We start from the raw sequence: 22,248 nt of genomic DNA, 5'->3' as shown, positions 1-22,248 counted from the left end.
GTATATATCCTAAATGGGATAGAAGCGGATGGCCAACGTAGCCGATATCGGTGAAAGAGCCTGGAATGACAGCCTGGCCACGATCATTGCCGCGATCGGCACGGCGGATTTCGCCCCGGCCCTGATCGACGCGCTCAAGCATGTGGCGCCGTTCAATTATTCGGTAATCTTCGCCTATTGCCAAGGGGCCCGGCCGATCGACCTCTTCGACACTTTCCCGGCGGCGAAGCGGCGCATCTTCGTCGATGACTACCAGGCCGGTCCCTATCTCCTCGATCCCTTGTACATTGCCGATCCCAGGGCCCATGGGCCGGGACCGCACCGGGTCTCCGATCTCGCCCCCGACCGCTTCCCGCAAAGCGAATATTTCCGCTCCTACTATGTGCAGACCGGGCTCTCGGAGGAAATTGCCTTCATGGTGCCCATCAATGCCGCGACCCGCGTCGTTATCTCGCTGATGCGAGACGCGGCCCGGCTTCAGCCTTTCGCGATCCGGGAGCGCAAAAGGCTACAAAGCGTGGCGCCTCTCGTTGCCGCGGCGGCGACGCTTCATTGGAAGGATGTCGAAAGCCGGTTCTCGGGTCAGGGCCCGAACCGGAGGATCAACGAGACCGAACGTCTCCTCGCTTCGGCCTTCCTTCATTTCGGCGAGGGCCGGCTTACATCGCGCGAGAGCGAGATCGTGGAGCTCGTGCTCAAAGGCAATTCATCGGAAGCCATCGGCAAAAGGCTCGGCATCGCCACCGGCACGGTACGCATCCACCGCAAGAACATTTATTTGAAACTCGGTATCGGTTCGCAGGGGGAATTGTTCTCGCGCTTCGTCGCCTCGATCCCGCGCGGGCTCGGCCCCGACGACGAGGGCGTCGCTGAATGACACCGGCAGATGTCCCATTCATCAAGTGAAATCAAGGAACTGTGATGATGGGTTCGCCGGGAACCGGCGTATTCAGGCAGCCCGCAACATCCAGAACCGACCCTAGCGCGGGATGCGAAAAAGTGGATACCGGTTTTTCGCGAGAATCCCGCGCTAACCACTAGAATCGATCACGTTTATCGATTCGATCCAAACTCATCGTGATCTAAGGACCTTCAATGCATCTGGGCTTTCTTCTGCGCTCCGCTCCCTGGCGCCATATCCTCGCCATCGTCCTCGCCGCCTTGCTCGTGTATCTGTTCGGCGCCGTTCACGGCCAGTGGAGCCCCATGCACAGATGGAACCGGGCGACGGCGGATGCGTCCCTGCTCCTCTTGACACTGACGATGGCGATCGGTCCGGCGGCGCGCCTTCTGACCCGGCTGCGTCTGCTGGTTCCGCTGCGCCGCGAGTTCGGCATTTATGCCGTGCTTCTGGCGCTGATCCACACGCTGATCATATTCGACGGCTGGCTGGAATGGGATCTCGCGCGTCTCGTCGGGCTGGCATTCCATCCCGATCTCGCCCGCTATGTCATGATCGAGCATGGCTTCGGACTGGCCAATATTATCGGCCTTGCCGCGCTCCTCTATGGGTTGGTTCTCGCAATGACCTCCGCCGACCGCGCGGTGCGGTTCCTGGGCGCCGCCACCTGGAAGTTCGTCCAGAGTGCCGCCTATGTGCTATGGGCGCTTGTTCTGGCGCATACGGCGTATTTCCTCTTCATCCATTTCCTCCATTTTCACCGGCAGACACCCGACGCAAACCCACTTCAGATTTGGTTTGCCGGGCTTGTTGTGCTCGTTCTCGTGCTCAGGATCGCCGCTTCCATCCTGACCTGGCGCCGGCGCCAAGGGTCGCCCGGACCGGGAGAAACCCGGATGAGTCCGGTCGGATGATCGATGAATTGCACCAAGGGACCCCTGCCTTGGCCTACTCAGCATATCGATTGATGAAGGGAATGGCGGTTTCGCTGGTCGCCTTCGGCATGCTCGGCACTGTGGCGGCGCTATGGGAGAATCCGCTCTTCATCCGGATGACGCCCGTCGGAGGCTGGGAGATCGGACTGTTGGGAATGCTCTCGCTGCTTCTCGGCGTCTATACGGTTGTCAGGCGTCCGGCATGCTCGCTTCGTGCGGCGGGCGTCGGCGGAACATAGGGCTTTCTCGGTGTCGCATGTTCGGTCTGCAATAAACTGCTCCTTCTCGCCTTCGGCGCGGATGTTCTGCTCACCTATTATGAACCGGTCCGCCTCTATGTCACCCTTGCCGGCATCGTGCTTCTGGGATTGGCCGTCCTGCGCGAATGGCGCCGCGGCGCCGGGCAGGCGGGAACCGCCGGACCGGATGCCGAGAGCACGGCGCTGTCCTCTTCCTCCTCCTGATCTATACCGCTCACGGGGCGGTAAGTGCGGATTCGCGTCGTTTTGCGGAAGACAGACCGGCGCGGGCGGCGTTAGGCTCCATCCCATGGAAAACACCCGCCCCGCCATCGACACGCATGAAATGTCCAAGCAGGTCTCGGCCCAGGGACGGCGTAGCGGCGGGCGCGAAGGCCGGCGAAGCTTGCGCGCCCGGGCGATGCCGTCTTTCCCGGCGCTCACCCGCAATATTCCCGTCTATGAGATCGTGCCCGCCGAGGCGATCGAGCTCATCCATGAGGAGTCGCTGAAGATCCTCGAAGAGGTGGGCTGCGAGTTCCGCGATGCCGAAGCGATCGCCATGTGGACGCGCGCCGGCGCCGATGTGCGCGACACGCGGGTGCGCATCGACCGCGCCTTGCTCATGGGGCTCGTCAGCCAGATCCCGCCTGAATTCACCCAGCATGCGCGCAATCCGGAGCGCTCGGTGACCATCGGTGGCAAGAATTCGGTCTTCGTGCCGATGTATGGCGCGCCCTATGTGCGCGATCTCGACAATCAGCGTCGCTACGGCTCGCTCGCCGACCTCAACAACTTCCACAAGCTCGCCTATATGTCGCCGACGCTTCACTCCTCGAGCTCGATCATCTGCGAGCCGATGGAGGTCGCGGTGCCGAAGCGGCATCTCCATATCATCCATTCGGCGCTCAAATATTCGGACAAGCCCTTCATGGGCATTGTCACCGCCAAGGAGCGGGCCGAGGATGTCATGAAGATGGCGGGCATCGTCTTCGGCGACGATTTCGTGCGCGACAATACCGTCGTCGTGTCGATCACCAACTGCAATTCGCCCCTGGTGTGGGACGCGACCATGCTCGATGCGCTGAAGGTCTATGCGGCGCATAACCAGCCCTGCATCCTGGCGCCTTTCGCGCTGTGCGGCGCCTCGACATCGGCCTCCTCCGTCGGTGCCGTCGCGCAGGTCAATGCCGAGGCGCTGGCCGGCCTCGCCTTTACCCAGCTGGTGCGCCCGGGAAGCCCACAGCTCTACGGCCAGTTCATGGTGACGGTCGACATGAAATCGGGCGCCCCCATGGGCGGCACGCCGGAAGCGGCGCAGATGATGTACCTGATGGGTGCGCTGGCGCGGAAATATAACCTGCCCTGGCGCACATCCGGCTTCCATGTCGGCTCCAAGCTCAATGACGCGCAGGCCGGCTATGAGGCGAACATGCTGATGCATGCCGCCATTCTGTCCGGAGCTCATTATATCTGGCATGTGGCCGGTTGGCTCGAGGCGGGCCTGTGCGCCGGCTATTCGAAATTCGTCACCGATACCGAGCAGCTCGCCTCCTGGTACAAATATGGGCAAGGCGTGTCCTTCGCCGATTTCAAGGACGCGATGCAGGCAGTGCGCGAAGTAGGCCCCGCCGGCCATTTTCTCGGCACCCAGCATACGCTCGAGCATTTCGAAAGCGCCTTCTTCATGCCGACGCTCATGGACTTCAATTCCTTCGAGCAATGGTCGGCCGAAGGGGCCAAGGACCACGACCAGCGCGGGCGCGAGAAAGCGCGCGCGATGCTCGCCCAATATGAAGAGCCGAAGCTCGACGAGGCGGTCGAGGAAGCGCTCAACGATTTCATCGCCAGGCGCGAAGCGGAACTCCCCAACAGCGTGAATTAGAGCATCGGACCGAAAAGTGCGTGCGGTTTTCGGGTAAGCCGATGCGCAATAAAGGAGATAGAGCGCCGGACCGATTCTACGAGAGCGTCCGGCGCTCTAGCCCCGGATCGTCGCCTGGAAAAAGGCCTCGACGCGCTCGCGGCGCTCGGGTTCTATGTCGTGACGCAGACGCGGAAAAACTTTCCGTGCCTCCTCGTACTCGGCATCGATGAAGGTCAGGACCGGCTCGGGCATCGGTCCCGATCCCAGCTCGCGCGTGACCGCCTTGCGGACCATGAGCTCGGCTACGATCTCGACCACCGAAGGCGGCACATCACAATGGTGCAGCAAAGTCGGAAAATGCATCGGCGCTACCGCCTCCTGCGGATGGTGGCGCAGCCAGCGCAGCGCAGCGGCCGGCCGCAGCGCGTAGAATATCTTCTTCTGCGCCACGATCCGGCCGTCGCCGAAAAGCTTGCGCCGCTGATCTTCACCGAGATGCAGATAGTGGCGGGCGATGAGACGCCGGTCGGCGACTTCGTGAGCGAGATTGAGGAACGCGTCGCGGAAGCCGGCATCGACGCCATAGGCGATCGGCGATTTGAGCCATTCGACGATGACGGCATTGCCCTTCAAGAGAAGCTTGAGCGCCTTGCCGAGGTCCCAGCCATTGACATCGAGCACACCGTCCATTTCCGTCTCGATGACGTCGCGGCGTTGCCAAAGGGACAGGTAATGCTGGATCGGCCGGACGAAGACGAAGCGGCAATCATAATCGCTGTCGGGCGAGGGAAAGCCCCAGGCCCGGCTGCCGCTCTCGATCGCGAGCGGTATCGTCACCTGATGATCGCGCGCTATATCGGCAAGCCGCGCGTCGATCCGCGCGACCACCGTTTCATCCATGCCCGCATCGACAGTCCTCAGCCTCTCACCGTTGGCCATTTGCGCCCCGCTCATTAGCGCGCATCCCGGCGAAGTGGAATCACTTCGCCGAAGAGGATCCGCGCCAGATCAATATTCTGGAGCAAATCCTTGACGCCAAAGTCTTCAACTTTGGCGGGATTTGCTTAGCGCGCATCCCGGCGAAGTGGAATCACTTCGCCGAAAAGGATTCGCGCCAGATCAATATTCTGGAGCAAATCCTTGACGCCAAAGTCTTCAACTTCGGCGGGATTTGCTCTAGAATGGCAAGGTCCCTATCATGACGGATGCCCTGCGAACAGGTGAGCGCACAGAAGTCTTCGGCTTCGCCGAGGTGAGCGATATCCCCATTCCCTATCTCGCCAGGACCCGCAGCTATTATTCGGCGCTGGGTTACGGCGCGCCCTATCAATGGGCGCATTACGCGCACGTACCTTTCACGCCCCTCGCCAAGCCGCTCGGCGAATGCCGCATCGCGCTCATCACCACGGCCGCCCCCTATAAGCCGGACAAGGGCGACCAGGGACCGGGCGCTCCCTACAATGCGGCGGCGAAATTCTACCAGGTCTATTCCGGCGACACGGCCGTGGATCACGATCTGCGCATCTCGCACATCGCCATAGATCGCGCCCACACGACGGCCGAGGATCAGGGCAGCTATTTCCCGCTCGGGGCGATGCGGAGGGCGCTGAAGCAGGGCCGCATCGGCGCGCTCACCCGGCGGTTTCACGGCGCGCCGACCAATCGCAGCCATCGCACGACGATAGAGACGGATTGTCCGGAAATCGTCCGGCACTGCCGCGAGGACCGCGCCGACGCGGCGATCCTGGTACCCAATTGTCCTGTCTGCCATCAGACGGTGAGCCTTGCCGCGCGGGCGCTGGAAGAAGCCGGCGTCGCAACGGTCATCATGGGCGCGGCCAAGGACATTGTCGAATATGTCGGCGTGCCGCGCTTCCTGTTCTCCGATTTCCCGCTCGGCAATTCCGCCGGACGCCCCGGGGACGAGGCATCGCAGGACATGACGCTGGATCTGGCCGTGCAGCTGCTCGCGGCCGCGCCGGCGGCGCGCACCACCGTGCAGTCGCCCTTGCGCTGGAGCGCCTCGGCGGCGTGGAAACTCGATTACTGCAATATCGACAGGCTCTCGCCCGAGGAGATCACGCGACGGCGCGCCGCTTTCGATGCGCAGAAAGCCGTCGCCAAGGCGCTGCGGCAGCCGGATTAGATGTCTTCGTGAAAAATGGGCGGGGGCAGACGGGCGCAACCATTGACCAGCCTGCCCCCTGGTGCGGAGAGGGCGGAACCCCCGAGCACCTGAGTTGCGCAATCGTCGCTTGAGGAGATGGGAGGAACCCCAATGACCATATTGCGATGCAATAACCCTAGCAACCGTCGTGCCAGATCTATAGAGACAAACAGATTTTGTCTATATCATTGAAATTACTTATAAAAAGATGTCGGACAAATCTTGCTCGCTCACTTTGGCTAGTCATCCCCTGCCCGTCCATTGTGCAGCGCAGCGCCTTTTCGGGCAGCACCGGTCGTGCCTGCGGAATTTTTGATCAGACCGGTTTCGGCCTGCCCGCGCAAGGCGGCGAGAGCGCGATGGAACCTAGACGGCTGGGAAAACTTGATGATGGGTCATCCATGCTGAGGACTTGGCCATGAACCGACAGGACTTTCTTCGCGCGACAGCGCTGACGTCACTCACTGCCATAAGCTTTTACTACAATTCCTGGCCGGCTGCGGCCGGTGTGCCCTCGCCGGCTGAATTTGTCGAAAAGGCAGGTATAGCGGGCAACTTCGAAATTCTCTCGAGTGAACTGATGCTCGGTTCAACCAACCCGGAAATCAAACCCTTCGCACAAAAAATGATTTCCGACCACAAAGCGGCTGCGGAAGAACTGAAAGCAGCTGCGGGCGGCAAATACCCTGTGCCCGACAATCTCGACAAAAAACATCGCGAGCTGATCCACAAGCTTAAAGCCGCCGACAACCGAGAGGAAACCTACGTCAAGATGCAGGTCAAGGCGCATCAAGAGGCTGTCGAGCTGTTTGGCAAGTACATCAAAGAGGGAAGTGATGCGGAACTTCAGGCCTTTGCGGCCAAGACTTTGCCTACTCTGCAAATGCATCTCGATATGATCGAGAAGATCAGTTCACAGAGTAGCTAGCGATATCCCGGATTGTAAATTCGCTGCGGTTGCCTGACCAGTCCGTGAAGCCATGAATCTGCCGGCGGACGGCTCCCCCGAGTCCGTTATGCACGGATGGCGGCCAAATTCCGCGGCGCCGCGAAATGACGCGATGGGCCAGATTTAGTGTAATGATTTAAGCCCGTGCAATTCCAGGGCTTCTATCACTCCATCGAAGATCAGGCCGACTCCTATCGCGGAAACAAAGACTCCGACAATGCGAGTAGTCGCATCGATGCCCATGGGTCCTATGCGCCGCGTCAACCTCTCCGCATAGGCCAGGCAGAGGTAGGTGACTGCCATAGTCGCCACAATCGCTGCCGAAATTGCGACAAGGGAACCGATTTCGGACGTGGAAATCCTTGATTATCGAAGTCATTCCGATGATCGTGGCGATCCCCCCTGGTCCGAACATGAGCGGCATCGCGAGGGGAACAAAGGCGATGTTGGCGTCTCCTGCGTTTGCGCCGGACATGTCCAAGTCGCCGCCCGACTTTTTGGGCATGAACAGCTCAAAACCAATCTTCATCAGAATGATTCCGCCGACGATGCGAAGCATGCTGAGCGGAACGCCAAATAGCCGAAGGATGAATGCGCCGAAAATGAAGAAGAAGAAGAAGCAGAGTAATAGCGAATATAGGCAGGCCTTCCAGGCCACTGCGCGATGTGTCGCCTCATCTTTGCCGACCAACAGCTTAAGGTAGACGGGGAGGACTTCGAGCGGATTGATGATCGCGAGCAAGGTCGTGAACGTTCCCACGAATAGTGATAGCTCGCGTCCCATCGGTTCGGTCCCTCCTACTGCGCTGTGCGATGAGTGTCCAAGTAGCAGAAGATACGGACAGAATAAAGGTTGGACCGGCAATCAGTTGTTACCGGCCGGCGACACGATACGGGAAACTTGATCGTATAGGCGAGATTCTGGACCGCTCGGAGCAATGCGCGTTGCTACCTAAGGAATGGACTTGCTAGCAGTGGTGAGAGATGGCGCCCGTGGCGGATACAAACATGGCACGCTTTGCCTCGTCTGCAGCGAAGAGGTGACTCCTCCGCTCAACAAGCCGGCGACTAGCGCAAAGAACACGATGCTGAAGAGCTCGAGTCTGCGAATAATCTCCGTCTCCCTTACCATCTCCTCTAGCCACGCGTCTGTGGCACGACTGCAGCTGCTGGAAACGAGGAGTAACAAGGGCCGTCGACCAATTCATCAGCTACCCCCGCGAAGGCGTTGGCGATGGTCACGCCGAGATCCTGGAAGCCTCCTCAGTGCAGGACGTGACTCTTTCAAGCTACAGCTATTTGACGCCGGTGCAGGATGAAGGTAACGTTCCCGAGCGTCGAGCCAGCGACATCTCATGTCGGAACGGGGGATGAGAGGTCGTAAGACGGCTTGGATGGATCATGACTCGTCTGAACTACAACATGATCCCGATGGAACGGCTTATGGAACAGCACGGTTGAGATAGGTCATCACTGCTATCGTTTCACCGCCGATTCCGACTCGCGGCGCAAAAAGATCATTCGGCATGTTATCACTCAAGAATGGCAAAACAGTCTCGCGTGAACAGGATAGCAAGTCCCTCGGCCGCCACTGTCCTGCCCTGCTTGGCGCCCTCATCCTTTGCCTCCTTGCGCTTGCATCGCCGAACAGCTGCATTGCCGCAGAGAACGAGTATGTGGGGAGCGCTGTATGTGCCGGATGTCACGAGGCCCAGCACAAGGCATGGAGAAATTCACATCATGGGTGGGCGCTGCGCGAGGCGACGCCGGACAATGTCATCGGCGATTTCAATGATGCGGCATTCACCCACAAGAACGTCACCTCCCGCTTCGTCCGCAAGGATAATAAATTTTTCGTGGAGACCGATGGGCCTGATGGACAACTGGCGACGTACGAAGTGCGCTTTACCGTCGGAATCGCGCCACTTCAACAGTATCTGGTCGAGACCGACAAGGGGCGCCTGCAGGTCCTCGACATCGCTTGGGATGCCGAAAGAAAGACCTGGTATCACCTCTATCCATCGGCGGATGTTTCTGCCGGCAACGGTCTGCACTGGACCGGAAGCTACAAGAACTGGCAAAGCCGCTGCGCCGAGTGCCACCAGACTGGGTTTGTCAAAGGTTACGACCCGCAAACCAAGAGCTATCAGAGCCGCTGGGCAGAGCTTACCATCTCATGCGAGTCCTGCCATGGGAGTGCCAAGGCTCATGTAAAGTGGGCGAATGCCCCTGCCCGTGCGGGCAAGCCTGATCCATGGCACGATTCCCTGAAGCTCGGCGCAGGTCAGCAGACCAGCGAGCTCAGGGTGTGCGGTCCATGCCATGCCAGACGCGCCGCCTTTACGGGCGACAGCCCCCCACCCGGAGAGATCCTGAGCGACCACTACAATCTGGCACTCCTTTCACCCGGTCTCTATTTCGATGATGGTCAGCAGCAGGACGAGGTCTATGTCCTGGGCTCCTTCCTGCAATCGAAGATGATGGCGAAAGGCGTCACGTGCTCAAATTGCCATGAACCACACGGTGCAAAGCTCGTGGCGGATGGCAATGCGATCTGCACGCAGTGCCACAGTGAAGCGGGGCGCCAGGAGTTTCCAACTCTTACCAAGGCGAACTACGACACGCCCGCCCATTATCACCACAAGGAGGGCACAGAAGCCGCGCGGTGTGTGAGCTGTCACATGCTGGAGCGAACCTATATGGGCATCGATAAGCGGCGCGATCACTTCTTCCGCCGGCCGGACCCGCTCCAGTCAAAGGCGGCGGGGGCACCCGACGTCTGCACGGGCTGTCATGGGGACAAGACGCCCGATTGGGCAGCTCAGCAGATCGGATCCTGGTTTCCCCATCCCGATCACGCCTGGCAGGACCGCTCGGCCTTCCTGACATTTGACCGGGAAGTTACGCAGAGGTCGGTGGCGGCACTCGCGGACTATGCCCTCAAGCTGGACAATCCGCCAGTCGCGCGCGCGACCGCGCTCGAGAGAATAAGTGGCTACGCGGATGCAGCGCTCGTTGACAAGCTTGCATCGCTTTTCTCGGATCAGAGCGAGATCGTGCGCGCGGCGGCAATCCCTTCTGCGCGTGCGGCAGATCCGGACAGGCGGCTTTCGATCCTCAAGCCGCTGCTCAGCGATCCCGTGCGGAGCGTGCGTCAAGCGGCGGCAGCGGAGCTTGCCGGCGAATCCGACGCGATCACGGACGCAGAGACGCGGACCGCGTTCGAACGCGCTTTGAGTGAATATCGCGCGGCCCGGGAAGCTCTCGCCGATACGCCGGAAAGTCAGATGGCGCTCGCAGGACTGGCGTTGTCTTTGCGCGACTGGGCTGCGGCGGAGGCATCCTTCAGCGAGGCTGTCCGCCTCGACGCGCAGATCGTGGGCGCCTGGGTTATGCTTGCGCGGCTTCGTTCGGCGCTCGGCGATGATGCCGGCGCACGCAGCTATCTCGAGGCCGGTCTTGCCAAGTCTCCTAAAAGCATCGAATTGCTGCTGGCCCGCGCCGAGGCTGAGATCCGAATCGGCAACGACGCTAAAGCCATCGACTGGTACCGCCGCATCGTAGCCATCGAGCCTTCCCAGATAAATGCGCTGGAAGGGCTTGCGGTTTCGGCCCTGCGTGTGCGCAACGCTGGTCTCGCCCAGGATGCAGCGAATACGCTGCGGAACCTCGATCCACCCCAGGCTGAAGCGCTGGTGGTATCGGCAATTGTCGCCTATACGCTTGGTGATCGCAGGCGCGTGGTAGAGGATGCCAAACGAGCGCGCGCTCTGAACCCCTCCGTTACCTTACCTGCGGAGATTGAACAGATCCTCACACAGCCTTGACCTATTCCCCTGGTCGACTGCGAAAGCTCCTGCCGAGCCCGATAGCGCAAAAAGTACCCCGTTTCCGAGGCGCCCTTCTTATCAGTGAATGCCGACGATACGCAGAACCAACAGCACCAGAGGCAAGCGCGTTGCGAGCAACGGTGCCCCAGTGGACCCGTTCCAGCGTGACTAGTGTCAGGATTCAATTTTGACTCGAATCTGGTCGCCTTCCGGATAGAATCACATGAAATCAAACCCCGGTGGGAGGCGCATAACATGGCCTTGACGATTGAGCCCGGATCGATCGATCACCTGTCGCAGGTGATTGGTCATGTGGTGGCGCCGGCCTTTCTACTCGGCGCGGTTGCGAGCTTCATCTCCGTCCTGACGACGCGGATGAGCGGGGTTGTCGACCGCATACGCAGCATCAACGACGTCCCCGATGAGGGTCATCCCAAATCGCGGCTTAAGGCCGATCTGCCGCGCCTGCGGCGGCGGGCGGCGCTGCTCCACCGAGCGATTTTCCTGGCGATCAACAGCGGCATTGTCGCGGCAATTCTAATCATTGCCGCTTTCGCATTTGCATTGGCGGGGAGGTCCCATGCATGGACCGCCGCTATTCTCTTTATCTTTTCCTTGGGGCTGCTCTGCGCTTCGCTTGTGGTGTTCGCCCTGGAAGTCAAAATAGGGCTCGACGAGCATGATCACTATTAGCACGGAGATAGCGGGGAAAACCGCCCAACGCAGCATCTTCGTCGTTGTTCATCACAGAGTCGTCACTAGCATTTTCTACCGGATTCCTCCGGAGGCTGCCCGATCGTTTATGACGATTATTTAATCGTCGCTCAGGACGCGCCTGCAGTCTATTGCCCTTGAGGACATTGCCGAAGGAGGGAAAAGGCGGTATTTTTTTGGGTCGGAGGGGTACGATTGTTGATGCAAGCCGTGCCAGAACATTGCTTGCGGCAATCAGCCCCCACGCGGAAGAAAGCCCACGCGACATTCTGAGGACGCCGTGTTGGTACGCAGCCTGCACTGCACGGGTCGTGTGTTTGTCGAGTTGAGCTTCGGCACAAGCGAAGGTCCAGACAATGGCCTGGCGCAATTCGACAAGGCGACATGCAGCGGCGCTCCGTTGGCGCACAGCGGGGAGGACTGGAGTCGGTCGGCTCGCGGTCTCGATTTCGCTCGTCGCCCTGGCAACAACCAGCCAGACCGCGCGTGCGGACGAGGGTGGTGTCAGCTTCTGGGTACCGGGGCAGTATGCGAGCTTCGCCGCCGTCGCGCCGACCCCTGGGTTTTCCCTGCCGATGTTGTCCTACTATTATTCGGGCAATGCAGACGGGGACGTGGAGCTGGACCGCGGTCACACAGTGAGCTTCGGCGTCGATGCCGATTTCTTCGGCCAGTTCATCGCACCGACCTATACCCCGGATACGACCATCGTGGGCGCGCGCCCGAGCTTTTCAGTCACGTTCTTCCCCGGCTGGAACCAGACGTCCGCCGACGTCAGAGTGGGGCCGCTGTCCGCGAGCCGGACCGACGAAATCACCGGCTTTGGCGATCTCTATCCCACCGCACAGCTCTTCTGGAACCAGGGCGTGCACAACTGGATGGCCTATGTCACCGGCGGTATCCCGGTCGGCGACTATGACCCCGACCGGCTCGCCAATCTCGGGATGGGCCACGCCGCGATCGATGCGGGTGGCGCCTACACCTATCTCAATACCGAGACCGGCTGGGAGTTCTCGGCGACCGCCGGCCTGACCTACAACTTCGAGAACCCCGATACCGACTACACCAGCGGCATCGATTCGCATCTGGATGTCGGCACATCGCGCTTCCTGAACGAGCAGCTCTTCGTCGGCGCCGTCGGCTATGCCTATGTGCAGCTGACGCCCGACGAAGGACAGCGGGCCGCACTCGGCGACTTCGAGAGCCGCACCTTCGCGCTCGGTCCGCAGGTCGGGTACAATTTCACGATGGACGAGGTGCCGATCTACACCAACCTGCGCGGCTACTACGAGTTCGACGTCGAGAACCGGACCGAAGGTGGCAGCGTGTTCCTGACCATCGATCTGCCGATCTCGGCACTGGCGAAGGCGAAGGACCAATAATCCTGTAGCTTCGACCTCGCTGGACTGGCTGAAAGCGCTGCAAACATGGGAGGCGATGATGCAACTACGCGAGCGCCTATGCACCCTTGGTTGCGCCCTGATCGGCGCAACGACGCTGGCCGCGCTTCCGGCGCTGGCGCAGGTAAAGAAGCCCAACGTCGTGTTCTTTCTGGTGGACAACGTCGGCTGGGGAAACTTCGGGGCTTACGGCGGCACGATACCCACGCCGCGCATCGACGCGCTCGCCAGGGAGGGCATCCGCTTCAACAACTACAATGTCGAGGTGCAGTGCACCCCTTCGCGCGCGGCCATCCTCACCGGACGGCATCCGGTGCGCTCAGGAACCTCCTCCGTCCCATTTCCCGGGCAGGGCAAAGCCGGATTAGCGCCGTGGGAATACACCATCGCCGAGCTGCTTTCCGACGCTGGCTATGACACCGCCCTTTATGGCAAGTGGCATTGTGGCAACACCCAGGGGCGGCTGCCGAACGACCAGGGCTTCGACGAGTGGTGGGGCATCGAGAACAGCTGGGACGAGGCGGGCTATACCGCCTGGCCGCAGTTCAAGGACACCGGCGTGCCGGTGCCCATGATCTGGGAGGGGGTCAAGGGCAAGCCGTCGACGCCGGCGATGCCGCTTGACCTAGCGGTGCGGCCGATCGTCGACGAGAAGTACATCATCCCGAAGACCGTCGACTACATCAAGCGCGAGGCAAAAGCAGACAAGCCATTCTTCGTCTATGTGGGCTATTCCGAGATGCACATGCCGGTCATGGTGAACCCGACCTTCGGCACCGAGACTGAGCGTAGCAGGGTATTTGAGGACGTCATTGCCGAAATGGACTACCGCGTCGGTCAGGTGCTGGATGCCGTAAAGGAAGCAGGCGTCGAGGACAACACGATCTTCATCTTCAGCAGCGACAACGCCAGCGGCGGGGCGCTCCCGCAAACCGGGCCGGGTTCGAACGGACCCTGGCGCGGCGACTTCTTCTACACGCCGTTCGAGGGCAGCATGCGGGTGCCTGCGGTGATCCGCTGGCCGGGTAAGGTCTCGGCTGGTGTCGTCACGCAAGAGATGCTGGGGGCGGTGGACTGGCTGCCGACGCTGGCGGGGATGGTGGGTGCGTCGAGTCGAGTGCCCAAGGACCGACCGATCGACGGCGTCGACGCTTCAGCCTTCATGCTGGGAAAAAGCGACACCACGGGGCGCGACAGCTACATGTTCTTCGGCAATGACGGCGAGCTGATGTCGATCAAATGGAAGTCTATCAAGACGGTGTTCCGCTACGCGGTTAACAGTCCCGATCCCGCCATCCAAAGTGGCTATATCAAGCCGCAGCTTCCCATGATGTACGACTTGAGCAGCGATCCGCACGAGGACAACAATCTGTTTTACACCGATCTGACCAACGGCGCGCTGCTGGCGCCCGACTTCAAGCTCATCGAGGAATATGAACGGAGCATCAAGGAATACCCCAACATCAAGGTCGGCGAGGATTTCACGGGCTATAAGAAATGAGTACCCGATCAGGCCACCCGCCATGCTCCGGGCGGATGGCGCCGTCGACGTGCAAAAAGTTGTCTCCATGGCCACGGGGCTGAAGGACATCGAGGAGCCCTTCCCTGCCCGGCGGCACCAGGAGGGGACGCTGCTGGATCCGCACTCGCCGATGCGCTGGCTCTTTTACGCCACTTTCGGCAGGCCGAACGCTGATGGCAAGATTGAGAAATGGGTCGACGTGGTCCGCTCGGTCGAGCCGGCCCCCCAACGGTCCCGCAGGGCACCAAGTGCAATACTCATCGATGCTCCCCCACATCAAAGGAGCTATCAAAATGCCAACGAATCAACTGAACCTTATCGCGGAATCCGGTGCCGGCAAGCTGTACGACACCGGCGACAAGGCGATCTTCGTCTGCCGGCTTAAGGGCGACTGGCGCGAAATGGGCAAGCAATATGGCACCTTCGCCAAAGACAAGGTCCAGCCGCTGTGGGACCATTGCGTCAAGCCGGTGCTCGACAAGGGCTGGATGACCGAAGCCGTGGCGCGCGCCACGTTCGGCACCCGTGTGTTCAGAATCCTCCTCGGCGCGCATGCAGGCTTTCTACAATGGCGTCTCCGATGCGATGGGCTGGCCGGTCGACAAGGTCGTGCTGCTGGACCAGTCCGGCTTCCTGGACGTCTACCAGGCCAAGATCCACTCCTTCGCGGGATGCTCGTCGCTGTTCTGCTGGGGTGATGCAACCAGGGACGGCCATACCTACACCGCGCGCAACCTCGACTGGTTCAAGGCGTTTTGCGACTTCCCCCTCTTCTTCACCGTCTTCAACCCGACCGACGGCACCAACAAGGTCGCCAATATGAACTGGGCCGGCTGGATATATGCCCAGAGCATCCTCAACGACAAGGGCGTTTACACCGACGTGCACGATGGCACGTCCATGGGCGGCCAGGTCATCTCGGTTGACCGCCCCTCCTTTGCCAACACCATGTTCGATTGGCTGGTGGAATCCTCCAGCGCCCAAGCCATCGGTACCCGTTTCGGTGGGGCGCGGACGGACATGCCGCTCATCTGGGGGATCGCGGACAAGAGCGGCAATTGCTTTTCCTTCGAGACCGCGCTCTATGCCAACATGCGCGTGGATCCGACCGCGTCCTACCTCGGCGTGGTCAACACCTTCCTGAGCCCGAACTGGGGAATCCACATTCGCGACACCGCCAGCAACTCGCTGACCCGGCTCAAGAATGTGCGCGAGCGGGCGGCCGAGGCGCTTGGCAAGATCGACGCCGCGAAGATGATGGAGATCTTCGACCTGACGCTGTTCACCGACGACGGATTGTTCAGGGAGAGGGGTGGCCCCACCAAACCGACCGTGCAGGACATTGACCTCACGAACTACCAGATCGTCACCGATCTCAATGCGTTGCAGGTCTGGCTGAAGATCCCGCAAGAGGGGGACTGGCGCCTTATCGATCTCAAAACGTTGTTCGCCGGGTGAGGAGCGGGATCGTGGTGCGGGAGTAATAACAAAGCGAAAGGGAAGAGTGAGGCAATTACCTACTTTTCATTTGGTTTTCCTCGACGGTGTCGTAGAGTCCCGTGCCTTCGCTGAACACGCATGAGCCGTCACTCACTCCAATCCTGAGGCAGGAAACACAGGAGGGCATCATGAATTCGCGTAAGCTGCTTTTCTCATATCTGATTGCGTCCGGGCTCTGCAGCGTCGCGGCCCACGCGCAAACGATTACCGGCACGCCGGGCTCGCCCGACGCAACGACGACGATTGATGGGCGATACCTGCCCCCACAGCCGCCACCGTTCGGCGGCGTGATCAATCTCGAGGCGACGAAGTCCACGCCCTATTGGCCGCCCCAGGTGGTGCCGCCCAAGGGTGCTCCCAACATCCTCCTCATCATGACCGACGATCAGGGCTATGGCGTTTCAGGCACGTTCGGCGGCGTCATCCCGACGCCGACAATGGATCGCATAGCGCAAATGGGGCTTCGCTATACTCAGTTTCATTCGACCGCGCTTTGCTCGCCGACGCGGGCCGCGCTGATCACCGGACGCAACCACCACTCGGTCGGCTTCGGCATCATTTCCGAGCAATCCACCGGCTATCCCGGCTATGACAGCGTCATCGGCGTCGACAGTGCCACCATCGGCACGATCCTCAAGCAAAACGGCTACGCGACATCCTGGTTTGGCAAGAACCACAACACCCCGAGCTACCAGTACAGTTCAGCCGGGCCATTCGACCAATGGCCGATCGGCATGGGGTTCGACTATTTTTACGGCTTCATGGGCGGCGAGACCGACCAGTGGACGCCCTATCTTTATCAGAACATGACGCAGATTTTCCCCTGGGTCGGAAAGTCCAACTACAACCTCACCACCGATCTGGCGGACGAAGCGATCCGTCATTTGCGGCAACTCAACTCAGCCGCGCCCGACAAGCCGTTCTTCCTCTATTATGTCCCAGGCGGCACCCATTCGCCGCACCAGCCAACCAAGGAGTGGATCGACAAGTTCAAGGGCAAGTTCGACATGGGTTGGAACGCCCTGCGCGACCAGATCTTCGCCAACCAGAAACGGCTCGGTGTGATCCCCGCGAACACCCAACTGACGCCATGGCCGGATGATCTGAAGAAGTGGGACACGCTGACCGCTGACGAGAAGCGATTGTTCGCGCATCAAGCGGAAGTGTTCGGCGCCTATGCGGCCTACACCGACCATGAGATTGGCCGCGTCATCCAGGAGGTCGAGGATGAGGGAAAACTCGACAACACTCTGATCATCTATATCAGCGGCGATAACGGCACCAGCGCGGAAGGCACCACGGTCGGCACGCCAAACCAGATGACCGCCTATAACGGCATTCTCGATCTTCCCATCGCGGAACAGTTGAAGGCCTATGACGCCTGGGGCCTCCCCCCAACCTATCCGCACATGTCGGTCGCATGGTCATGGGCGTTTGACACGCCGTTCAAATGGACCAAGCAGGTGGCGTCGCATTTCGGCGGCACCCGCCAGGGTATGGTCATCGCATGGCCAAACCACATCAAGGATGCGGGCGGGATCCGCACGCAGTTTCACCACATGATCGACATCGTGCCGACCATCCTGGAGGTGACCGGCATCCCGGCGCCTCTGGTTGTCAACGGCATTGCGCAAAAACCCATCGAGGGGGTGAGCATGGCCTACACCTTCGACAAGGCCAACGCCAACGCTCCCTCGAAACGCACCACGCAATATTTCGAGATGTTCGCGAACCGCGCGATCTATCATGATGGCTGGATCGCGGCGACGACCCCGCCTGCCCCACCCTGGCTCCTCGGTACCGTCAAGCTCCCCGAAGATGTCATCAACGGCTATAAATGGGAGCTCTACAACCTCAACGAGGACTATTCGGAGAACAACGACCTCGCCGCGAAAATGCCCGACAAGCTGCGCGAGTTGCAGCAGCTTTTCCTGGTGGAGGCGGAGAAATACAATGTCTTCCCTCTCGACAACTCCGTCCTGCCACGCATCATCGCGCCACGGCCCAGCGCGACAGCAGGGCGAACCCTCTTCACCTACCCGGGCGAGGTGTCCGGGCTACCCGTCAGTGACGCCCCCAGCATCCTGAACAAGTCTTACACCATAACCGCCGATGTGGATGTTCCCCAGGGCGGTGCGGAGGGAATGATCACCACTTTGGGCGGCCGCTTCGGTGGTTATGGCCTCTATCTGCTCAAGGGCAAGCCGGTGTTCCTCTATAATGCCCTCGACCTTGAACGCTTTCGCTGGGAAGGGCAGGACGCGCTGGCACCGGGCAAGCACACCATCGTTTTCGACTTCACCTACGACGGCCCGGGCTTCGGAAAGGGCGGCACCGGCGTGCTGAAGGTGGACGGCAAGGACGTTGCAAACCACAAAATCCCACACACCGTGCCCTTCATCATGTCAATCGACGAAACCTTCGACGTGGGCGTCGATACCCGCACTCCGGTCGACGATGGTGACTACAGCGTGCCTTTCCCCTTCACCGGAAAGCTCGACAAGGTTGCCTTCAAGCTGGGGCCAACACAGCTCGGAGCAAATGATCAAGCTATTATCCGTAGTCAGCTCGCCAAAGCGAACAACTAGGCTGCGCACTGATGAGGCGTCCTCGAAGCCGGCATAGCAGAGATGCTCGCGATGTCCGCGAGCGCGGGATGCGAAAAAGTGGGCACCGGTTTTTCGCATCCCGCGCTAGAATATTAGAAACGATCACGTTTATGAGTTTGGATTGACTCAATCCAAACTCATCGTGATCTAGTGACCCGAAGCGGACGACGGTGCTGTGGCCCGCTCAGTCACGCGCCCGGAATACCGTGATGTTGGGCGCGGGCGGATTGGGGTATTTCTTGACCGATGCAAGGTATTCCTCGACCACCTTGAATGCGGGCTCCCCTGCCCAGCCAAATAGGCCGCCGACCACGAGGTCCTCGTGCGGGTCCATTTCGACGTTGTAGACGAGGGGGTAGCCAGCGAGCGGCGCGCTGGCTGAAAAGAGGCCGGGTTGGCGCTGCGGACCGATCCCGGTTGGATGGACGTCGGTGAAGTAGATGCGCCACTGCTTCCAGCGCGCTGCGACCAGGTCGCCGCCGATGAAACTGAGCAGGCTCTCGCGGTGCCCCATCGGGCTCTCGCCCAGCAGCACGTCATACTGATCGATGCCGTCGATCGGCCGGTCGGTCGGCAGGGAGCCGCCAACGATGTGGGCGAAGGTGGGCAGGAAGTCCATGATCGAGAACATCGCGTACGACGTGGTATCCGGCTTTACCTTGCCGGGCCAACGGATGATCGCGGCGGTGCGGATCGCCCCTTCGGTCACCTCGCCCAACTCGCCGCGATACGGGCCTGCATTGCCCATGTCGGGCGTGCCCTCGTTGCCGAACTCCCGCGCCGTCTCGCCATACGGTCCGTTGTCGGAGGCAAAGACGACGACGGTGTTGTCCTCGATGCCGAGTTCCTTGAGCGTGTCGAGAATTTGCCCGACGTGATGGTCGCCCTCCATCAGCTTGTCGCCGTAATTGCCAATCCGCGACTTCCCCTTAAACTCCGCCGAGGGCAGGTTCGGCACGTGCCCCATGGAGAACGGCAGGTAGAGGAAGAATGGCTTTCCGGCCTTTTTCTGCCGCCGCATGAAGTCGATCGACTTGTCGGTCAACTCGTTGTCGATCTCGGCGCGCACCGCCGGTGTGAAGGGCTTCACGGTCCGCAGTGGCCCGCCGGCCGTCGCCTCGACGATCTGGGGACCCTTTGCCAGGAGTTCCGCGGGCGGCACCGGGATCGAGTGCGTCAGCTCCATCGTGCTGACATACGTCGCCGAGTCCCAGGAGATGTCCGGCGGAATGCCGTAGAACTCATCGAATCCATGCGCCGTCGGCAGGCTTTGCGGGTCGACGCCGAGATGCCACTTCCCAAATATTGCCGTTTCGTAACCGGCATCCTTGAACAGCTGCCCCATCGTGAACGCCTTAGCGGGCAGTGTGGAGGGCGTGCCCGGGAGGATGATCAGCGACAAGCCGTTGCGGATCGAGTACTGCCCGGTCATCAGCGCGGCTCGTGACGGCGAGCAGGCCGGTTCAACCAGAAACTGCGTCAGCCGCAGCCCCTCTCGGGCCAATTGGTCGAGGCGCGGCGTCGGCGCGCCCCGAAGCTCTCCACCGCCATAGGAGCCGAGGTCGCCATACCCCATATTGTCGGCGAGAATGAAGACGACGTTCGGCTTCTGCTCCTGCTGGGCGACGCCTGACGTTGCCGCAGCGATCAACATGAGTGCTGCCAAAGTGGGTCCACGCATGATTGAATCTCCCAGTTGCCGCATTCGGCGCGCAAAGCAGGTGAGTTCGAATTGGCCGACTATATACCCACGTCCGTTCCGCTTCTACAGCTGAACAGCACACTACAACTTCGAAACGCCGCCACCGGAAGTCAGCGGGGACGGAACCATCACACCCTACCCACCCACCGACACGCGGACCACGACCGTGCTTGGAGGACAGTCGGCTTCAAGAGCATGATCCGGAAAGGTTCAAAGCGGTTTTCCGAAAAGATCATGCGCAAACGAGAAGATAAAGCGTGATGGCGATGCTGCTGCTCGACCTCGGTAGCGAATGACCCGAAGCGGACGCTGGCTACAGCATCGGACCGAAAAGTGCGAAGCGGTTTTCGGATAATCCGATGCACAAATCAAAGAGCTAGAGCGCCGGACCGATTCCATGTGAGCGTCCGGCACTCTAGCTAGGTTGTAGGGCCTGCTGGCGATCGCATCGCGCTGCCCTCATCGATTTTGGGTAGCCGTTGGGCGACAGGATGTTGTGGCACGAGTTGCTGCATGGGTATTGCCAGTTGACGGTTTTCGCGCCACCATCTGCCCTGATTGAATATCCGGGGCACAGGGAGGGAATTCATGCGTTACTTAATTTGTGCCAGTCTATCTCTCATTATTTCGACCTCAGTGGCATCGGCCGCCGATTTAACCGGCGATCAAATCAAAGAAAAGCTCATCGGGCATACACTCAAATGGAAGGCAGAAAAATACAAGGTTAGTGGCGTCACCAAATACAACGCTGACGGAACTGCAACATCCAATATGGACGGAAAGCCCGAAGTGGCCGGAACTTGGCGCATCAAAGGCAACAACCTTTGCGACAAATTCGGAAAGCAGAAAGAGTCTTGCACTACGCGGATCGACCAAATAGACGATAAGGTTTTTATGTGGAGCCGTACCAAGCTGTGTCGATCATTGTCGATTAGCTGTCCATTGATTATGCCTTGGCCCCCATCGCAAAGGCGCTCAGTAAATCTGGAATGAGGTAGCCGACAAGCTCTAATGAGAGCGAAGAAAGCCCGCATCATCACCGTCATACCGTGAAAGCCGCGTCAGCTCTGGCCGCAGTCGCTGGGTTAGTATCAGGTGTCGCTCAGGATCGATAACCAAGGTGAAGCCTTGCCTCGACGACTTGCGCCCGCCGAAGTCTCCAAGCGAAGATATGCCAAAGCAAATTATGGAAGGCGTCAGTCAGCTCGAGCAGATGCAATGGCAGCGTGCACTCTTGCCCCGAGCGGAGCTTTGGAATTGACTAATTCAATGTCCGAGTCTGACCCAGAGCAGACATTGATCAGCGTGACTGTCCCACAGAGGAACTCCCGGCGGGGTCAGCGATTGATTAAGATGTGAATGTCAAGGCACCTTTCGGTCCATCTCTGGACGTAAAACCAGGCTTTCCTGGGCAGTGGCTTCATTGCGCGAGCCCATAAACACGGCGGGATGCACGCCTCGGTTCACCGCAACGTGCAGCATGTTTGCAGGAATGAAGATATAATCTCCCGGCCGCACCATGTCGCGATACTGAAGTTGATCGCCAGTCCACAATTCCATTTCATCGCCGCTGAGCATGTAAAGCGCGGTTTCATGATGCTCATGCACATGCGCCCACGTTCGTTTTCCTGGCGGCAGCGTGATCATCCCAAGCCAAAGCGATTTTGAGCCGACCGTTTCCGCGCTTACTCCGGGCTCGTAATCGCTACCTTGTTCTGCGCGGTACCCCGCACCGCTCTTGACGACCAATGCTTTATGGGGAGCAGTGACTGAATTGTCGGCCTTAGTAGCCTCAAGGATAGTCATGGCAAGCTCCTGTACTATGCGTCGGAGGCGCATAAGCTCACCGGAGGGTACTCAAAAGTCTTGAATCCAAGACCGAAATGCTCCGAAATGTTCCGAAATCTTACGAA

The 22,248-nt window shown here is 60.0% G+C and carries 18 protein-coding genes and 1 pseudogene; 13 read left to right on the top strand and 6 right to left on the bottom strand.

What is annotated here, in order from left to right:
• Positions 1-28: 28 nt before the first annotated feature.
• The 4 genes from G5V57_RS15620 to G5V57_RS15605 all read left to right on the top strand — a co-directional run bounded on the left by G5V57_RS15620 (position 29) and on the right by G5V57_RS15605 (position 3,960).
• Positions 29-877 (top strand): LuxR C-terminal-related transcriptional regulator, encoded by an 849-nt coding sequence (locus G5V57_RS15620; protein ID WP_165168481.1) that lies wholly within the window; start codon positions 29-31, stop codon positions 875-877.
• Positions 878-1,095: 218 nt separating this feature from the next.
• Entirely contained in the window at positions 1,096-1,815 is a 720-nt protein-coding gene (locus G5V57_RS15615) for a ferric reductase-like transmembrane domain-containing protein (RefSeq protein WP_165168479.1), read from the top strand.
• A 62-nt stretch (positions 1,816-1,877) separates the two neighbouring features.
• The gene (locus G5V57_RS15610) at positions 1,878-2,075 is read left to right on the top strand and encodes a hypothetical protein (RefSeq protein ID WP_165168477.1); all 198 of its coding nucleotides are present in this window, start codon (positions 1,878-1,880) and stop codon (positions 2,073-2,075) included.
• Between the two features lie 346 nt (positions 2,076-2,421).
• Positions 2,422-3,960 carry a trimethylamine methyltransferase family protein gene (locus tag G5V57_RS15605; RefSeq protein ID WP_165174137.1) on the top strand — a complete coding sequence of 513 codons (1,539 nt, stop codon included), beginning with the start codon at positions 2,422-2,424 and terminating at the stop codon, positions 3,958-3,960.
• Between the two features lie 96 nt (positions 3,961-4,056).
• Here G5V57_RS15605 and G5V57_RS15600 read toward each other — a convergent pair whose 3' ends face one another.
• Positions 4,057-4,896 (bottom strand): DNA polymerase beta superfamily protein, encoded by an 840-nt coding sequence (locus G5V57_RS15600; protein WP_246737641.1) that lies wholly within the window; start codon positions 4,894-4,896, stop codon positions 4,057-4,059.
• Positions 4,897-5,140: 244 nt separating this feature from the next.
• On the opposite strand from G5V57_RS15600, the gene G5V57_RS15595 reads away from it, so the two are divergent.
• Both G5V57_RS15595 and G5V57_RS15590 read left to right on the top strand, forming a co-directional pair.
• On the top strand, positions 5,141-6,088 hold the full coding sequence (locus tag G5V57_RS15595; protein WP_165168475.1) for a glycine/sarcosine/betaine reductase selenoprotein B family protein: 948 nt from the start codon (positions 5,141-5,143) through the stop codon (positions 6,086-6,088).
• A 439-nt stretch (positions 6,089-6,527) separates the two neighbouring features.
• Positions 6,528-7,037 carry a DUF4142 domain-containing protein gene (locus G5V57_RS15590; RefSeq protein WP_165168473.1) on the top strand — a complete coding sequence of 170 codons (510 nt, stop codon included), beginning with the start codon at positions 6,528-6,530 and terminating at the stop codon, positions 7,035-7,037.
• A 144-nt stretch (positions 7,038-7,181) separates the two neighbouring features.
• Here G5V57_RS15590 and G5V57_RS34850 read toward each other — a convergent pair whose 3' ends face one another.
• Both G5V57_RS34850 and G5V57_RS34845 read right to left on the bottom strand, forming a co-directional pair.
• Complete coding sequence (locus G5V57_RS34850) at positions 7,182-7,361, bottom strand: MarC family protein (protein ID WP_256378672.1); 180 nt, start codon at positions 7,359-7,361, stop codon at positions 7,182-7,184.
• A gap of 124 nt (positions 7,362-7,485) precedes the next feature.
• Positions 7,486-7,842, bottom strand: a pseudogene (locus tag G5V57_RS34845) (MarC family protein); the annotation flags it as partial.
• Positions 7,843-8,584: 742 nt separating this feature from the next.
• Between G5V57_RS34845 and G5V57_RS15580 the strand changes: the two are divergent.
• The 4 genes from G5V57_RS15580 (at position 8,585) to G5V57_RS15565 (ending at position 14,503) form a co-directional block, all read left to right on the top strand.
• Complete coding sequence (locus G5V57_RS15580) at positions 8,585-10,885, top strand: tetratricopeptide repeat protein (protein WP_165168471.1); 2,301 nt, start codon at positions 8,585-8,587, stop codon at positions 10,883-10,885.
• 264 nt (positions 10,886-11,149) lie between these two features.
• On the top strand, positions 11,150-11,581 hold the full coding sequence (locus G5V57_RS15575) for a DUF2721 domain-containing protein (protein ID WP_246737640.1): 432 nt from the start codon (positions 11,150-11,152) through the stop codon (positions 11,579-11,581).
• Between the two features lie 377 nt (positions 11,582-11,958).
• Positions 11,959-12,984 (top strand): transporter, encoded by a 1,026-nt coding sequence (locus G5V57_RS15570; RefSeq protein ID WP_165168469.1) that lies wholly within the window; start codon positions 11,959-11,961, stop codon positions 12,982-12,984.
• A 55-nt stretch (positions 12,985-13,039) separates the two neighbouring features.
• Positions 13,040-14,503, top strand: coding sequence for an arylsulfatase (locus tag G5V57_RS15565; protein ID WP_165168467.1), 1,464 nt, complete (start codon positions 13,040-13,042; stop codon positions 14,501-14,503).
• A 278-nt stretch (positions 14,504-14,781) separates the two neighbouring features.
• On the opposite strand, the gene G5V57_RS15560 is transcribed toward G5V57_RS15565, so the two are convergent.
• Positions 14,782-15,078, bottom strand: a complete 297-nt coding sequence (locus G5V57_RS15560) for a hypothetical protein (RefSeq protein WP_165168465.1) — start codon at positions 15,076-15,078, stop codon at positions 14,782-14,784.
• Here G5V57_RS15560 and G5V57_RS15555 point away from each other — a divergent pair.
• Both G5V57_RS15555 and G5V57_RS15550 read left to right on the top strand, forming a co-directional pair.
• Positions 15,077-15,982, top strand: coding sequence for a hypothetical protein (locus tag G5V57_RS15555; protein WP_165168463.1), 906 nt, complete (start codon positions 15,077-15,079; stop codon positions 15,980-15,982). The genes G5V57_RS15560 and G5V57_RS15555 overlap by 2 nt on opposite strands.
• Before the next feature lie 170 nt (positions 15,983-16,152).
• Positions 16,153-18,612, top strand: coding sequence for an arylsulfatase (locus G5V57_RS15550; protein ID WP_165168461.1), 2,460 nt, complete (start codon positions 16,153-16,155; stop codon positions 18,610-18,612).
• Between the two features lie 205 nt (positions 18,613-18,817).
• On the opposite strand, the gene G5V57_RS15545 is transcribed toward G5V57_RS15550, so the two are convergent.
• On the bottom strand, positions 18,818-20,314 hold the full coding sequence (locus G5V57_RS15545; protein WP_165168459.1) for an arylsulfatase: 1,497 nt from the start codon (positions 20,312-20,314) through the stop codon (positions 18,818-18,820).
• A gap of 609 nt (positions 20,315-20,923) precedes the next feature.
• On the opposite strand from G5V57_RS15545, the gene G5V57_RS15540 reads away from it, so the two are divergent.
• Positions 20,924-21,328, top strand: coding sequence for a hypothetical protein (locus G5V57_RS15540; RefSeq protein WP_165168457.1), 405 nt, complete (start codon positions 20,924-20,926; stop codon positions 21,326-21,328).
• A gap of 369 nt (positions 21,329-21,697) precedes the next feature.
• Here G5V57_RS15540 and G5V57_RS15535 read toward each other — a convergent pair whose 3' ends face one another.
• The gene (locus G5V57_RS15535) at positions 21,698-22,141 is read right to left on the bottom strand and encodes a cupin domain-containing protein (RefSeq protein WP_165168455.1); all 444 of its coding nucleotides are present in this window, start codon (positions 22,139-22,141) and stop codon (positions 21,698-21,700) included.
• Positions 22,142-22,248 lie beyond the last annotated feature (107 nt).

It is taken from the genome of Nordella sp. HKS 07, assembly GCF_011046735.1.
GTDB lineage: Bacteria > Pseudomonadota > Alphaproteobacteria > Rhizobiales > Aestuariivirgaceae > Taklimakanibacter.
The sequence above is the reverse complement of the archived record's forward strand: the minus strand, read 5'-3'. Positions and strand labels throughout refer to the sequence as shown.